Source organism: Pseudomonas sp. GD03842 (genome assembly GCF_029841165.1).
Lineage (GTDB): Bacteria > Pseudomonadota > Gammaproteobacteria > Pseudomonadales > Pseudomonadaceae > Aquipseudomonas.
On the sequence record NZ_JAOCEA010000010.1, the window covers coordinates 142,819 to 156,719 of the forward strand.

General features: G+C 61.8%; 14 protein-coding genes. 9 read left to right on the forward strand and 5 right to left on the reverse strand.

Features of this window, described 5'->3' with window-relative positions; translation table 11 throughout:
• Positions 1–116: 116 nt before the first annotated feature.
• Positions 117–1,748: a methyl-accepting chemotaxis protein gene (locus tag N5D61_RS15835; RefSeq protein WP_279893475.1), complete on the reverse strand. Its 1,632-nt coding sequence runs from the start codon at positions 1,746–1,748 to the stop codon at positions 117–119.
• Between the two features lie 304 nt (positions 1,749–2,052).
• Between N5D61_RS15835 and N5D61_RS15840 the strand changes: the two genes are divergently transcribed.
• Positions 2,053–2,268 (forward strand): hypothetical protein, encoded by a 216-nt coding sequence (locus N5D61_RS15840; RefSeq protein WP_108240196.1) that lies wholly within the window; start codon positions 2,053–2,055, stop codon positions 2,266–2,268.
• Positions 2,269–2,277: 9 nt separating this feature from the next.
• Here N5D61_RS15840 and N5D61_RS15845 read toward each other — a convergent pair whose 3' ends face one another.
• The 3 genes from N5D61_RS15845 to N5D61_RS15855 all read right to left on the reverse strand — a co-directional run bounded on the left by N5D61_RS15845 (position 2,278) and on the right by N5D61_RS15855 (position 6,181).
• Positions 2,278–4,749: a PAS domain-containing protein gene (locus tag N5D61_RS15845; RefSeq protein ID WP_108240197.1), complete on the reverse strand. Its 2,472-nt coding sequence runs from the start codon at positions 4,747–4,749 to the stop codon at positions 2,278–2,280.
• Between the two features lie 98 nt (positions 4,750–4,847).
• Positions 4,848–5,150 carry a hypothetical protein gene (locus tag N5D61_RS15850; RefSeq protein WP_108240198.1) on the reverse strand — a complete coding sequence of 101 codons (303 nt, stop codon included), beginning with the start codon at positions 5,148–5,150 and terminating at the stop codon, positions 4,848–4,850.
• 110 nt (positions 5,151–5,260) lie between these two features.
• A complete protein-coding gene (locus tag N5D61_RS15855) occupies positions 5,261–6,181 on the reverse strand; it encodes an AraC family transcriptional regulator (RefSeq protein WP_256600715.1) in 921 nt (306 codons plus the stop codon).
• Between the two features lie 85 nt (positions 6,182–6,266).
• Here N5D61_RS15855 and N5D61_RS15860 point away from each other — a divergent pair, with 85 nt between their 5' ends.
• Together N5D61_RS15860 and N5D61_RS15865 are read left to right on the forward strand one after the other, a co-directional pair.
• On the forward strand, positions 6,267–7,232 hold the full coding sequence (locus N5D61_RS15860; protein ID WP_279893476.1) for an oxidoreductase: 966 nt from the start codon (positions 6,267–6,269) through the stop codon (positions 7,230–7,232).
• A 95-nt stretch (positions 7,233–7,327) separates the two neighbouring features.
• Positions 7,328–8,089 carry a hypothetical protein gene (locus N5D61_RS15865; protein ID WP_279893477.1) on the forward strand — a complete coding sequence of 254 codons (762 nt, stop codon included), beginning with the start codon at positions 7,328–7,330 and terminating at the stop codon, positions 8,087–8,089.
• A gap of 99 nt (positions 8,090–8,188) precedes the next feature.
• Here N5D61_RS15865 and N5D61_RS15870 read toward each other — a convergent pair whose 3' ends face one another.
• Complete coding sequence (locus N5D61_RS15870; protein WP_279893478.1) at positions 8,189–8,572, reverse strand: cupin domain-containing protein; 384 nt, start codon at positions 8,570–8,572, stop codon at positions 8,189–8,191.
• Positions 8,573–8,722: 150 nt separating this feature from the next.
• Between N5D61_RS15870 and N5D61_RS15875 the strand changes: the two genes are divergently transcribed.
• From N5D61_RS15875 to N5D61_RS15900, 6 genes are all read left to right on the forward strand, one after another.
• Positions 8,723–9,616 (forward strand): LysR substrate-binding domain-containing protein, encoded by an 894-nt coding sequence (locus N5D61_RS15875; protein WP_279893479.1) that lies wholly within the window; start codon positions 8,723–8,725, stop codon positions 9,614–9,616.
• Positions 9,617–9,712: 96 nt separating this feature from the next.
• Positions 9,713–10,345: a glutathione binding-like protein gene (locus N5D61_RS15880; RefSeq protein WP_279893480.1), complete on the forward strand. Its 633-nt coding sequence runs from the start codon at positions 9,713–9,715 to the stop codon at positions 10,343–10,345.
• Between the two features lie 157 nt (positions 10,346–10,502).
• Positions 10,503–10,682 carry a hypothetical protein gene (locus N5D61_RS15885; RefSeq protein WP_279893481.1) on the forward strand — a complete coding sequence of 60 codons (180 nt, stop codon included), beginning with the start codon at positions 10,503–10,505 and terminating at the stop codon, positions 10,680–10,682.
• On the forward strand, positions 10,679–11,224 hold the full coding sequence (locus tag N5D61_RS15890) for a hypothetical protein (RefSeq protein WP_279893482.1): 546 nt from the start codon (positions 10,679–10,681) through the stop codon (positions 11,222–11,224). The genes N5D61_RS15885 and N5D61_RS15890 overlap by 4 nt, the downstream gene beginning before the upstream one ends.
• Positions 11,225–11,278: 54 nt before the next feature.
• Positions 11,279–11,719: a YetF domain-containing protein gene (locus tag N5D61_RS15895; protein WP_108240205.1), complete on the forward strand. Its 441-nt coding sequence runs from the start codon at positions 11,279–11,281 to the stop codon at positions 11,717–11,719.
• Positions 11,720–11,994: 275 nt separating this feature from the next.
• Complete coding sequence (locus N5D61_RS15900) at positions 11,995–13,626, forward strand: ATP-binding protein (RefSeq protein ID WP_279893483.1); 1,632 nt, start codon at positions 11,995–11,997, stop codon at positions 13,624–13,626.
• Positions 13,627–13,901: the final 275 nt, after the last annotated feature.

The window sequence follows — 13,901 nt, forward strand, 5'->3', positions numbered from 1 at the left end:
GGGTCAGGCGTCGATGCGCGTGGCTGCTTTTTATGATGGCCTGCAGGCGTCGCATGCCACAGCCATGGCACGCGACGCGTCTGCTTGATTCGGCGGGCAGTGGGGCGCCAGGCACCTCAGGTGCGGAATTGCAGCACCAGCCCGTTGAGCCCCACCGCCAGTTGCGCCAACTCGCCGCTGGCCGCCGAGGTCTGGTTCGCTCCGGCGGAGGTCTGCAGCGAAAGATCGCGGATGCGGGTGAGGTTGCGGTCCACCTCGCGGGCAACCTGGGCTTGCTCTTCAGTCGCGGAGGCAATGCTGACATTGCGTTCGTTGATCTGCCCTATGGCCTGGGTGATCTGTTCCAGCGCCCGCCCGGCGGCTTCGGCGACATCCAGGCTGGCGCGTGCCCGGTCGCTGCTCTGGTCCATGGCCGTGACGGCCTTGTCAGCGCCGCCTTGAATGGAACTGATCATTTTCTCGATCTCGGCGGTGGACTGTTGAGTGCGGTGGGCCAATGCGCGCACTTCGTCGGCAACCACAGCAAAACCTCGGCCGGCCTCACCGGCGCGAGCCGCTTCGATGGCAGCGTTGAGCGCCAGCAGGTTGGTCTGGTCGGCGATCCCCCGTATCACGTCCAGCACGCCACTGATGTTTTGCACCTCACTGGCCAGGCCATTGATTTCGCCGGCGGTCGCAGTGACGGCCTGATGCAGTTCATGGATCACGCCGAGGGTTTCGTCGACGCGCTGCCGACCGTGTTCCGCCGATTCGCTGGATTCGCGGGCGGCGGCCGAAGCCAGTGCGGCGTTATGGGCGACTTCTTCGACCGCGGCGGTCATTTGGTTGATGGCCGTGGCGGCCTGGTTGATTTCATCGCTTTGACGTTGAATACCGCGCACCGAGTCCTCGGTCACGGCGTTCATTTCCTCGGATGTCGAGGCGAGCTGGCTCGAAGAGTGGCCAAGATTGGCCACGGTGCCGCGCAAATTGTCCTGCATCACCGACAGCGCCTGGAGCAGCCGACCGGGTTCATCGGCGCCGTCGAGTTTGATCGGCTGGCTGAGGTCGTTGTTGGCAATCTGCTCGGCCACGGCCAGGGCCCGGGCAATCGGCGCCACCAGGCTGCGGGTGAACAGGGCGGCCAGCGCGACGGTGGCCACGAGCGCGACCAGAATGGCCGCGATGGTCACGGCGCGTGCCTGCTCGTAGCTTTCATTGGCCTCGATGTCCGAATTTTCCATCTTGAGAACGGCCAACTGCGAAATGGTGGCGATATCGCTGGTCAGCAAGTCCGCAGCGCGGCTCTGCTCACCCGACGGTTGGGTCATCGCGATCAGGATGTCCTCTCGGTTCTGCGCCGCTGCCTCCAGGTACCGCGAATGCACCGCCAGGTAGGCGACCATGTCCGCTTCCATCTTGCGATAGGCTTCCAGGCCGCGCTCGGTGACCAGCAGCGGTTTGAGCCGCTTCACGTCCTTTTCCAGGTCTTCACGCCCTTGGGCGATCCGCTTACGCGCGCTCTCTGCACTGTCGGCCGTATGGGCGGCGCGCAGACCGGTATTGCCAAGGCGGATCATCAGCAGATCGGCCTTGATATCGGCAACGGTCATGAGGCTTGGCAATACATTGCTTTGCAGCGAATCGCGAGCGTCCTTCAAGCGCGCTGCCTGCATAAGCGAAAACAGGCCCACAGCGGAAATCAACAGGGCAAAAAAGCCGAAGCAGGCTAACGAGCGCGGAGCAATGTTCAGGCGTCTGAAATTCATACGGTTTGCCATCTGACGGAATGATGGCGCCATGATATCGTCATGCGGGGTCCTGCTAAAGGCATTTCGGCATTTTTATTGGCGGAAATGTCCCATATTGCTCGATGTTGGACTATTTCCAAGGCGCCGTTCGCCCTGGTTAGCCGTGGAGGTAACGGCAGGCCGCGAGTGCAACTTAGGCGTGGGGCGGAGCAGGGTAGACAAACCCTACGGGTGTGCTGCTACATTGGCGCGGTATCGATCCTAGGCAGGGCGCCGATTTCATGGGTAAGGATGCAGTCCCCCAACGGTAAGCGGTGGATCAATGCTCGAATCTCTCGCGAACATCAGGTTGGACCTGGAAAAAACGGCCGTCCATTTCGAAGAATTGTCTCAGGCGTTGGCTGGCCATCTCGTGTTCAGCAGCCACCGCGCGCTGAATATTCCGACCGACGACATCCCAAGCAAGATCAAATCCATCGACTCGGTGGCCGAAGTGCTGAGAGCCGCCGCCGCGAGAATGGGGAGCCCTGGCCCCTGACACCGTGCGCTACGGGTTGGCCGTGACTTTCAACAGTACGCGGGACAATTTGTCGATTGAATACGGCTTGTGCAGCAGCTCGAATCCATCGGTTCCGTAGCGGGTCAGAATGTGGCTGTAACCGGAGGTGAGTACCACCGGCAGACTCGGATACCGTGCGCGCAGCGTTTGCGCCAGTTCGACCCCGGTGACGCCCGGCATGACGACGTCGGAAAACACCACGTCGAATCGCTCGGCGTCGCTGTCGATCAGCTCCAGGGCTGCTGCGGCGGTGCGCGCCAGGGTCGGCCGGAACCCCAGTTCGGTAAGGGCCTGGATGGCGAAGTCGCCCACGTCGCCGTTATCTTCCACCACCAACACCTGCTTGCCTTGACCCTCTTCCAGCGACACGCCGGGTGAGTCGGTTTCCGCCGCCCGCGCCTCGCCGGCCACCCGGGGCAGGTAGAGGGTAAAGGTGGTTCCTTTGCCGATTTCGCTGGCGACTGCAATTTCACCACCGGATTGTTTGGCGAAGCCGAAGACCTGGCTCAAGCCCAGTCCGGTGCCTTCCCCCACGCCTTTGGTGGTGTAGAACGGCTCGAAAATCCGCTCCAGCTGGGTGGCCGGAATGCCCGATCCTGTGTCGGTAATCGAGACCGCGACGAAGGGCCCGGCTACCGCACTGTGTTCGCGAATCGCCGGGAGCGACTCGACAGCACGCACCGCGATCGACAGTTGGCCTTCGCCCTGCATGGCATCCCGCGCGTTGGCCGCCATATTGATCAGAGCCGTGTCGAATTGGCTCGGATCGGCGTTGACATGACACGGCGTGGGGTCGAGATCGATGAGGGTCTGGATCCGCGCGCCCGTCAGGCTGCTCATCATGGCGCTGATGGCCCGCACGTTGTCGCAGACGCTGAACACCTCCGGTTGTAACGCTTGTCGACGTGCGAAGGCGAGCAACTGGCCGGTCAGCCGGGCGGCACGATCGACGGTTTCCGAAATGGCGGTGACGTAACGTTGCCGACGCTCCTCGGTCAGGGTAGGGCGCATCAGCAGGTCGGTGGACGAGCGGATGACCGTCAGCAGGTTATTGAAGTCGTGCGCAACGCCGCCGGTGAGTTGGCCGACGGCTTCCATCTTCTGCGATTGGCGCAGGGCTTCCGCTTGTTCTCGCTCGACCGTGACGTGGCGTCCCGCCGCATAGACCCGGCTGTCTTCGAAGGTGCCGGTCCAACTGAACCACTTGTACGTGCCGTTCTTGTGGCGCAACCGGTACTCATACGGCACTTCCAGTGGCGCGTGGAAGATGCCCTCGAAGGCGGCAGTGGCGGCCCCGAGGTCGTCCGGGTGGGTGTATTCGGCAAAGGTCTTGCCGACCAGTTCGTGCTCCAGCCAGCCCAGTTGTTCCGTCCAGCGAGCATTGACCTCCAGCAGTGTGCCGTCGGGTGCCGCGATCACCAGCAGTTCCTGGGACAAGCCCCAGGCGCGATCACGCTCACGGGTGCGGGCAGCCAACGTCGCCGCCTGTTCTTTTTCCAGGGTCATGTCCCGCGCACTGCAGTAGATCCTTGCGCCTTCCAGCACAGCCACCCAGGCGAACCAGCGGTAGCTGCCATCGCGGTGTCGATAGCGATTCTCGAACCGGGACACCGGGCGGCCCCTGGCGGCCTGACTCAGGGCCGCCCGGGTCGCTTGCAGGTCATCGGCATGCACCAGGGTCAGCACGTTGATCTGCAGTTCCTCAGGCGACCAGCCCAGCGCAATGGTCCAGGCCGGGTTGGCGGCCTCGATGGTCCCGTCGGGGCTGATCACCGATAACAGGTCCGGGCTCAACAACCAAGTCCGGCTGCGCTCCGTCGCGCGCTCGTTGACCTTGGCTTCGAGTTCCGAGCTCAAATCGCGCAATGCGTCCTGACTGCGTCGCAGCCGAACGTCCGAGCGATGCCGTTCGATGACCAGCGCGACGGTTTGGGCGATGAGGGCAATGGCCTCGATGTCGCTTGCGGTGGGGGCGCGTGGCTCGGCGTAATAGACTGCGAAGGTGCCCACCACTGTGCCGTCTGCCGCCATGATTGGCGTCGACCAGCAGGAGCGCAAACCATGAGACACCGCCAAGTGCGCATAGCCGTCCCAGAGGGGATCGGTGGCGATGTCGTTGACGTAAACCGGTTGTCGGCGGGCGGCTGCGGTACCGCACGAGCCTATGCCCTCGCCAATGGCGATACCGTGGATCGCCTCGTTATACCGGCTCGGCAGACTCGGGGCGGCGCCATGCAGCATGTATTGCCCATCCTCGCTGAGCAGCAGCACGGACGCCATCATGTTGTCGCTCTGGGCCTCCACCGCGAGGAGCAGATCGCTCAAGACTTCGCTCAGTGAAAGCCCTGCCGCCAATTGGCCCAGCACTTTGCGTTCGCGCTCGATGAGTGCGACGGGAGAATACTGTCCACCCAGCAGACTGAGGTCGATGGAGGGTGAGGTGCCTGGCTGGTCATGCACGACTGATTACGCTCGACAGAAAAGATGATCGGATACTGGTCGCGCTCGGCGGCCTGATGGGCACCATCGAACGCCGGTGACCTGTTTACGGTGCCCCTTCAAGAACGGGCGCCAGGTTTGACCCGTTTCAACCGGCGAAGTGCCAGCGTGTGAAGGTACTGGCTGACCGCATCGTGGTGGGGAGCACTGATGTGATTACAGTCCAGCAGCCCCAGCAGATAACCTTCGGCCATCGCGTGGTAACGCGACACACTTTCCCGGGTGGTGCTGGTGTCGAGCTTGTGGATCAAGCCGTCGAGCCGGGCCCGGTGTTCCAGGGCCAGCCAACCGTCTTGCGGGGGTAGACCGGCGTCATCGGCGGTGTCGCCAACGCCATGGGTGTCATTCGAGGGCAAGGGCATGCAGAGTTCCGTGACAGATCGGCCATTCACCGGGAGGCACACGCAGCGCCCATTCGCGCCCACGCACACCGGAGTCTATTCCAAACCTGACCGGTCCGCCCCCTGTTCGTTCAAAGACGGTGCTCGCGCCGGTACTGCCCGGGCGATTTGCCATGAACTCGCTTGAAGGCAACGCCGAAGGCCGCGTCGGACAGATAGCCCAAGGACGCCGCCACCGCCCCGACGCTGTCGCCTTCGACGGTCAAACGTGTCGCTGCGACCTGCATGCGCCAACGGGTCGCATATTCGACGGGCGATTGGCCGACCTTTGCCTTGAACGACGCAGCGAAGCTGGAGCGAGACTGGCACGCCAGCGCGGCCATCTGTTCCAGCGTCCAGGCACGCTCGGGGGTGCTGTGGACCGCACGCAGCACGGCAGCGATCGCCGGGTCGCGTAAACCCGCCAGCCATGCCAGGTCGGTTGCGTCGGCGGTGCGAATGTGATGACGCAGCGCATGCACGAAGATCAGCCGCAGCAGGTCATTGCACAGCGCCACGGCGCCGGGTTGCGCCGATTGCCACTCTCTGTCCAGTTCGTCCAGCAGCCAGGCGAAGGAGGACGCGCCATGGGACTGCGCTCCGATGCAAACGGCCGCTGGCAGCAGGTTCAACAAGTCGAGCGCGGCCGGGTTGCTCAATGAAACGCTGCCGCCGAGGATTTCCAGGTCATCGCCGACCCCATAGCGGGCCGACAGGCCGGAACCGTCGAACACGTCCGACGCGTTGATCGCTTCGACGTCCGGCGCGCTGGCCAATACGAACGGCGTGCGGACGATGACAAAGCAGTCGCCAGCGCTCATCTGCCGAGGGGGGAGGCCGTCGACACACAACCAGCACTGCCCTCGCCGTACGACGTTGAACTTCAGTTCGATCGGCCTGAACCGCAGTGCCCAGCGACCTCCCGCCCTCAAACGCACGGAACACGCCGCGCGCAGGTGAGACAAGGCGAGCACGTCTGAAAGCGGGTCGGACAGGGGTTGTTGGATGATCACGATAGAAAAACGGACTATTTGAACTGTTTCGTCCGATGAGCGTAGAGAAAAATGCAGGCTTCCGCTACCCACCGAGAACCTGTTCATGAAAACGCCACAGCAACCTGTTTCATCACCCTTCAACGCGGCCAGTACCGCCGTCGATGTCATGGCGGGCGTCGACCTGGCCGGACGCCTGGCCATTGTGACAGGCGGTTATTCGGGGCTGGGACGCGTCACCGCGGTCAGCCTGGCGGCGGCGGGGGCCCGGGTTCTGGTTCCGGCTCGGGACACCCGCAAAGCCCAGGCGGCTCTGGCGGGCATCCCGGGCATCGAAATCTGGCCAATGGACCTCATGGACGCGCAATCCATTCAAGCGTTCTGCAGCCAGATCGTCCGCCGGGGCCAGCCGGTGTCTTTACTGATTCATTGCGCCGGCCTCATGGCGTCGCCACTCAAGCGAGACGCGCAAGGGCATGAGGCGCAGTTCTCGACCAATCACCTCGGCCACTTTCGACTGACCTGTGGCCTCTGGCCGGTGCTGACCGCCGCAGGGAGCGCGCGCGTGATCGCAGTGTCGTCGAGGGGCCATCAGTTAGCGGGGATCGATTTCGATGACATTGATTTCCGGCACCGCCCCTATGACAAATGGTTGGCTTACGGGCAGTCGAAGACAGCCAACGTGCTGTTCGCCGTGGCGTTGGACGAACGGGGGAAAGCGCGCGGCGTGCGTGCATTTTCGCTGCACCCCGGCCAGATCCTCACGGATCTGGGGCGACACCTGAGCCCGGAAGAGATCGCCGCATTCGATGTGTTCGATGAACACGGGCAGCAGAGGATCGAGCCGGAGCGAGGGCTCAAGACCCTGGAGCAGGGTGCTGCGACCGGGCTGTGGTGCGCCACCAGCGCAGCACTGGACGCAAAGGGCGGTGTGTATTGCGAGGATTGCAACATCGCGCCGGTGAACACCCGGGAGCAGGGACGTCGCGGCGTTGCCGAATGGGCCGTGGACGCCGACGCGGCACAGCGGTTGTGGAGGCTGTCCGAAGCGTGGACGGGGTTGAGTTTGTGAAAGGCGTGCAGAGGGCACCTGCCGGCGTGCAAATCCATACGGCAAGGTTGCAAGGAAACGTGTAAAACGTGCGCATCCCGAGAAGACGCGCGCCCATGACTGCCTTTCACCTCAAGCTGTTGATCACCCCCTTGCTGATGCTCTCCATTTCGTTGGCCGCAAAACGTTGGGGCACCCACATCGGCGGCTTGCTGTCAGGGCTGCCAGTGACGTCGGCGTCGATCATGCTGTTTTTGGGGCTGGAACAGGGGCCGAGCTTCGTTGGCGCGGCAGCGCCGGGCGCACTGGCGGGCGTCACGGCCATCCAGGCGGCCTACCTGGTCTATTTTGCAGTGAGCGCCAGAACGTCGGTGGTCGGTGGCTGCGTGCTCGCCTTGGGCGTCTACGCACTCGTGGCGTGGCTGATGAACCGCTGGGCAGGGCCGATGGCTGCCGTGGCGATCACGTTGTTTCTGGTCGCGATGATCGTCAGCATTACTGCGCCCGGCCGCAACCCGGGGACGGGCCGCTACGTCGCGACGCCACGCTGGATCATTCCCATGCGCATGCTCACGGCCACCGCATTGCTGCTCGCGATCACGGCAACGGCCCAGTGGGCGGGGCCAGTGGTCAGTGGCTTTCTCGCTCCGATCCCGGTCATCGCCTGGCCACTCGCGGTGTTCGCCCATGTGCAGGGTGGGCGGCATGAGTTGGCCGCCATTGTGCGGGGCAATGCCATCGGCGCCATTGGCGTGATCGGCTTTTACCTCACGCTGCAGGCGCTGGTCCTGCAATGGGGGGTTGTGCTGACCGTCGGCGCAGGCGTTGTGTTGGCCGTTGCGTTGACCGCGTTCGTGGCGAAAGTCGCGCCCAAGTAACCTCTGCGCCCAAGTAACCTCTGCGCGCGAGGAAGACGGCTGCGTGATCCAACAGGGGGAACCGCCGCCTGGCAGGGGCCGCTCGACGCTGCGCTGCTGTCAGCTCAATTGCTGCTCCACAGTCTTGCTCAGCGGCGAGACAGCCGTGCCGGTGTGCAGGGTGTCCGCCGGTTCGATGAGCACGATCCAGCATTCTTCTTCAGCCACCGGGTTATGCAACACACCGCGGGGCACGACGTGCATCGTTCCGGCGGGCAATTCAACCGTCCGGCCCCCCTCGTACTCGATCTTCAGGTGCCCTTTGACGACGTAGAACAGTTCGTCCTGGGTTTCGTGATCGTGCCAGACCAATTGCCCCAGCACCTTGGCCACTTTTACGTACTGGTCGTTGATCCGGGCGACGACTTTGGGTGACCAGTGCTCGGACAGGGCCTCGAAACTGCGGTGAAGATCGAACGATTCGGGAAACAGAGGGGCAGGCATATTTAGATCCATGTGAGGCGGATGGAGGCATCGCCGGGGTTGCCAACGGCAAGTTCAGACGATGCCGGGGGGATCGGGACGGCAACGGAGCGGACGTTCCGAGCCGATAACCTACCGATACAATGTCGATTACAAAATCGAATATCCTTAATGCCTGACATTACCGATGGTAATCCCGCCATGATCCGCAACCTTGATCTCACGCTGGTCCGCACCTTCGTCGCAGTTGCCGACCACCGCAGCATGACGGTCGCTGCCAACCTTTTGTTCATGACCCAGGGAGCGGTGAGCCAGCAAGTCAAACGTCTCGAGGAGCACCTTGGCTGTGTGTTGCTGCTGCGCAAGCCAAGGCACTTGGAATTGACCCACCAGGGCGAGTTGTTTCTGGCCAAGGCTCGCCGCTTATTGCAATTGAACGACGAGATTTGGGCCGACACGGTGGGAGGCCCACAGCGAGGGCATCTGCGCGTGGGGGCGCCCCCGGACCTGATCACAGCAATGGCGCCAGCATTGAAGGCTTTCACGGCGTCGCATCCGCGGGTGGAACTGTCGTTGAAATGCGCCGCATCGCCTGAGCTGCACGAGGACATTGAAAACGGCCACCTCGACTTCGCATTGATTGAATACGTGGCGAGTCACCCTCAGGGCGAGGTCATCCGCACTGAGCCGCTGTTGTGGGTGGGCAGCGCTGACAGCGATATCTGGAGAACCAGACCGCTGCCATTGTCGCTGGTGGACGAGCGCTGCGTGTTTCGTCCCGTGGTGCTGGGGGCGTTGGCCAAAGAGGGTATCGTCTGGCGCACCGTGTTCGAGAACCGCAGCTTCGAGGCGACGGCCTCCACCGTGCGCGCGGGGCTGGCGATCACCGCGTGGCTGGCCTCGACCGTGCCGGATGATTTGGTGACGTTGGGGGAGGCGGCGGGACTGCCCGCATTGCCGGAGTTCGCCGTGTGCGTGCGGGTATCGGCCACTGCACAACCCGTCGCCGAGGCATTCCGGGCGAGTCTGCTGGACGCGATGGACATACCGATCAGCGCTGCATGAGGGCCTCAAGGTCTGGTAATTTACGCACCGCAGTGGCGCCTCGCCCTCGCACTCTCCAGGGGCGACCCACCCATCACTCCGAGCGAGGGAGCAGAGATGAGCATTGAGCTCTACACCTACGACACACCCAATGGACGCAAGATCAGCGTTGCACTCGAAGAATTCGGGTTGCCGTATCAGGTCCGGATCGTGGATCTGGGACGAGGCCAGCAATTCGAGGCTGATTTCCTGGCGATCAGCCCCAATAACAAAATCCCCGCGATACGCGATCCGGACGGTCCGGGGGCGCAGCCGATCACGGTCTTCGAATCCGGCGCGATCCTGCTGTACCTGGCGGAAAAGACCGGACGCTTCCTCCCGCGGGACCTGGCCGAACGGGTTGCCGTCTACGAATGGCTGATGTGGCAAGTGGGCGGTTTTGGCCCGGCGCCGGGCCAAGTCCACCACTTTCTACAGCTTCCCGAAAGCGAAGCCCGGGACTACGGCGTCAAGCGTTTCAGCACTGAAACCCATCGCCTGTACCGGGTGCTCGATGCGCGCCTGGCAGCCCGCGAATACGTGGCGACCTCAGGTGAGCCCTCCATAGCGGATTTCGCGATTCTGGGCTGGGCTTGGCGTCACGAACGGCACCGCGTCTCGTTTGCCGATCTGCCCCATGTTGCCGCCTGGTATGAGCGGATGATGAGTCGTCCTGCGGTACAGCGAGGATTCGCGGTCAAACTGGCGTAAACGGAGCCGTCGTATCTTCGCGTCTCACGCTCAGGGGCATCAGCCCGTCAGGTAGTCCAACACGCCGTAGAACAGGGCGGCCCAGCCAAGGGCGGTGCCAAAAAAGCAGACAGCGATCGACCCATTGCTCATTGCAGCACTGCTCCGAAAGAGAAACATGATTGATGTCATTTTGATGCAGGAGTTCAGTCGCGTTATCACCCGCGCGGCGAGCTTCGTTCGTTCAGCAGGATCGCGCAGAAGGACGCAGAGAAAGATCGAACTGATCCTCGTCGCCACGCTCTCAGGGATACAACGAAGCGAAGCGCTGGTCGCTCATGAAGGGATGACGCCATGACCGAGTCCGTGACCGATGAACTGCCCTCAGATGAGCGCCTCAAGAGGGAAATGCATGACCGCGAATACCCGGTCGACGAAGATATCGCGCTGCAGCGCAAGATTTGGCGCTTCGAGCGAATAGGTTGGTACGGACTGCTGGCCGTCGTCGTGCTGACATTATTGGGCCTGTTTTCCCACGGGCCATTGAGTTCGACACAGGTCAGTAGCGCCCGCCACGACCTGGAGGTGAGTTACGAACGGTTTCACCGCAATGGCGCGACCAACACGTTGATCATCCGCAGCCATGGCCAGCCCGGAGCCGTGCATGTGCTCGTCATCGCGCCATCGTTGCTCGAAGGCTTCAGTGTCGACAGCCTGCAGCCGCAGCCTGTTCATTCATCCGGCTCCAGTACCGGGCTGCGCTTGACGGTGCAGGCCGATGCCCAAGGCGAGAGCGTCACTTACCTGGGTTTGCGCGCGGACGGCATCGGCCTGTATTCCAGCACCCTTCGCATCGACGGCGGGGGTGAGGTGCTGCTCAAGCAATTCATTTATCCCTAGGCGCTCGAATTCATCCCTTTCACGGGCGGCTACAACTTGCACAGAGGTCATGACATGGACGCAGTGCTGCGCGCGGCGGCGATCTACCTGGCGTTGATGGTGTTGTTCAGAATCTCGGGACGGCGAGCGCTGGGAGAGCTGACATCGTTCGATTTTGTGTTGCTGATGATCATCGGCGAAGCGACACAGCAGGCATTGCTGGGCGACGACTTTTCCGTGACCAATGCCGTGTTGGTGATCGTCACGCTGATTGCCATCGACGTCGGCTTTTCGCTGGCCAAGCGTCGGTCGAAGCGGTTGGGCAAGCTGATCGACGGCGGACCGACCATCGTCGTGGAGAACGGGGAATTCCTGCGCCATCGTATGCATGAAGCCCGCATTGAAGAAGACGATATCCTGCAGGCGGCGAGGCTGGAACAGGGGCTTGAAACCGTCGCGCAGATCAAATACGCGATTATCGAGCGCAACGGCAAGATTTCAATTATCAAGGCATGACGTATGTTCCCCGTGTTCATCCTGCCTACAAGCGCTCGGAAGTGGTCTGAGGTTTAAGTTCATCCCCAACTCAACGCTGAGGCAGCACAGTGCGCTTCCGACGAATAATACGTGCACGCACTCTTTCAGCGCTCATCCCGGGCGCACCTTTAAGTTCGCTGCACCGCTCATGAAAATGTTTTAACGGCGCGCAACATCGTGAACTACCATGGAGTGCCTGAGACAGTTTTTAAGTTGTAGCTAGTTGCCACTACTGATAAAACGGATAATGCCCGATGACGCTGAATCAATCGAAACATGCTGTCAGCAGCACTTCGATTCGCCTTGGGGACGCCGGCAGTACTGTCGAAGACAGTGAGCTCAGGTTTCGAGCCTTGGTCGCAGCGAGCAGTACCACGGTATTTCGCATGAGCCCCGATTGGCAGGTCATGCGCGAATTGACAGGAGGGGAACGGCTGGAAGCGGTCGGCCAGCCAGACCGCTCTTGGCTGGACACTTACCTGTTTCAGGACGACCACGGCTATGTGCTTGCCGCCATTGACCAGGCGATCGCTCGACGTACGGTGTTCGAACTCGAGCATCGGATCCGCCTTCCGAACGATGAGGTGGGTTGGGCCTTGACACGCGCTGTACCGATCTTCAATCAAGGGGGGGAGATCATCGAGTGGTTCGGGGCGTCCAGCGATGTGCGGGCGCGCCATAGTGCCGAGGAACAACTGCGGCGCTTCAATTCCCGGCTTGAAGTGCAAGTCCAGGCCGGCTCCCGCGATCTGATGGCGGCCGAGGCGCAGCTTCGGCAAATGCAGAAGCTGGAGGCGCTCGGTCAATTGACCGGCGGGGTGGCCCACGATTTCAATAACCTGCTGACGATCATCCGCAACTCGGCCGAGCTGTTGGGGCGCGCCGGTCTGTCCGATGACCGGCAAAAACAGTACCTCACCGGCATTCTCGACACAGCGGACCGCGCGGCTCGGTTGACGGGGCAGTTGTTGCGATACGCCAGGAAGCAGGCCCTCAAGCCGGAAGTATTCTCCGTGGCTCAGCGGGTCGAGCATCTCGTCGAAATGCTTCGAACCGTCGTCGGTGAACAGGTGACGATTGAGACGATCCACCCACCCGAGCCTTGTTTTGTGGAAGCTGATCTGAATCAGTTCGAGACCGCATTGCTCAATCTGGTGATCAATGCCCGGGATGCGATGCAGGAAGAGGGGACCATCACCGTCACGGTCGCCTCCCAGGACTGCGGCGGTGCTGGGAGCCCAGCTGCGCGGGTCCTCATTTGCGTCGCTGACGAAGGACGCGGTATTGAGCCGGATGATCTCAAACGTATCTTCGAGCCCTTCTTTACCACTAAAGAAACCGGCAAAGGCACGGGGCTGGGGCTGTCGCAGGTGATCGGTTTCGCACGGCAGTCGGGCGGCGAGGTGAGCGTCGACAGCCGGGTCGGCGAGGGGGCCACGTTCACGGTTTCGCTGCCTTCGGCGAAAGCGCCCCGTTCAATGCCTCTGCAGTTCGCGAGACACGCCACGCCGGCAACCAAGCGACAGATACTGGTCGTAGAGGATAATCCAGAGGTCGGCGAGTTTACCGTCTGCCTGCTCAAGGACCTGGGTTTTGGGGCACACCTTGCTTCTAACGCTGCCGAAGCCCTAGCGCTTCTGGACTCGGCAGCCCAGGACATCGATCTTGTCCTGTCGGATGTAGTGATGCCGGGCATGGGAGGACTTGAGCTGGGGGAGCTGCTCGCACTGCGCTGGCCCGGCAAACCGTTGATTTTGACCAGTGGCTACAGTCAAGCGGTGAGCGAGGACGCGCTCAGCAAATATCCGATGTTGAACAAGCCTTACTCGATCAACGAACTTCTCGGAACGATCAATAAAGTACTTCAGTTGTCGAGTGATAATTAGCATCATTCCGCCGGTATATGGCTCTTTGCCCCTTAATGAACTTCGGGCACCGTCTCGCTTTTTTCTGATCATTCCCTGCGAGTGCACTGGCCTGCAGTGCCGCTGTATCGCTATGAACATTGCTATTCATTTGAATGGCGTCTTATGAGGCAGCCATTTCAACGAGTGGTGTCCGCCGCTTATCAAAGGGCAGATGTTTAAAAACAATCAGGAATACGCCGCCCGTCCGTTAACTGTATGAAACAACGAACAGCCCATTAATCAGCGCAGTCATT

Coding starts and splice junctions, on each gene's coding strand:
- N5D61_RS15880 (WP_279893480.1), top strand. CDS start 9,713: ATGAGCATTGAGCTCTACACCTACGACACACCCAATGGACGCAAGATC.
- N5D61_RS15900 (WP_279893483.1), top strand. CDS start 11,995: ATGACGCTGAATCAATCGAAACATGCTGTCAGCAGCACTTCGATTCGC.
- N5D61_RS15865 (WP_279893477.1), top strand. CDS start 7,328: ATGACTGCCTTTCACCTCAAGCTGTTGATCACCCCCTTGCTGATGCTC.
- N5D61_RS15875 (WP_279893479.1), top strand. CDS start 8,723: ATGCCTGACATTACCGATGGTAATCCCGCCATGATCCGCAACCTTGAT.
- N5D61_RS15870 (WP_279893478.1), bottom strand. CDS start 8,572: ATGCCTGCCCCTCTGTTTCCCGAATCGTTCGATCTTCACCGCAGTTTC.
- N5D61_RS15860 (WP_279893476.1), top strand. CDS start 6,267: ATGAAAACGCCACAGCAACCTGTTTCATCACCCTTCAACGCGGCCAGT.
- N5D61_RS15835 (WP_279893475.1), bottom strand. CDS start 1,748: ATGAATTTCAGACGCCTGAACATTGCTCCGCGCTCGTTAGCCTGCTTC.
- N5D61_RS15850 (WP_108240198.1), bottom strand. CDS start 5,150: ATGCCCTTGCCCTCGAATGACACCCATGGCGTTGGCGACACCGCCGAT.
- N5D61_RS15885 (WP_279893481.1), top strand. CDS start 10,503: ATGATTGATGTCATTTTGATGCAGGAGTTCAGTCGCGTTATCACCCGC.
- N5D61_RS15890 (WP_279893482.1), top strand. CDS start 10,679: ATGACCGAGTCCGTGACCGATGAACTGCCCTCAGATGAGCGCCTCAAG.
- N5D61_RS15895 (WP_108240205.1), top strand. CDS start 11,279: ATGGACGCAGTGCTGCGCGCGGCGGCGATCTACCTGGCGTTGATGGTG.
- N5D61_RS15840 (WP_108240196.1), top strand. CDS start 2,053: ATGCTCGAATCTCTCGCGAACATCAGGTTGGACCTGGAAAAAACGGCC.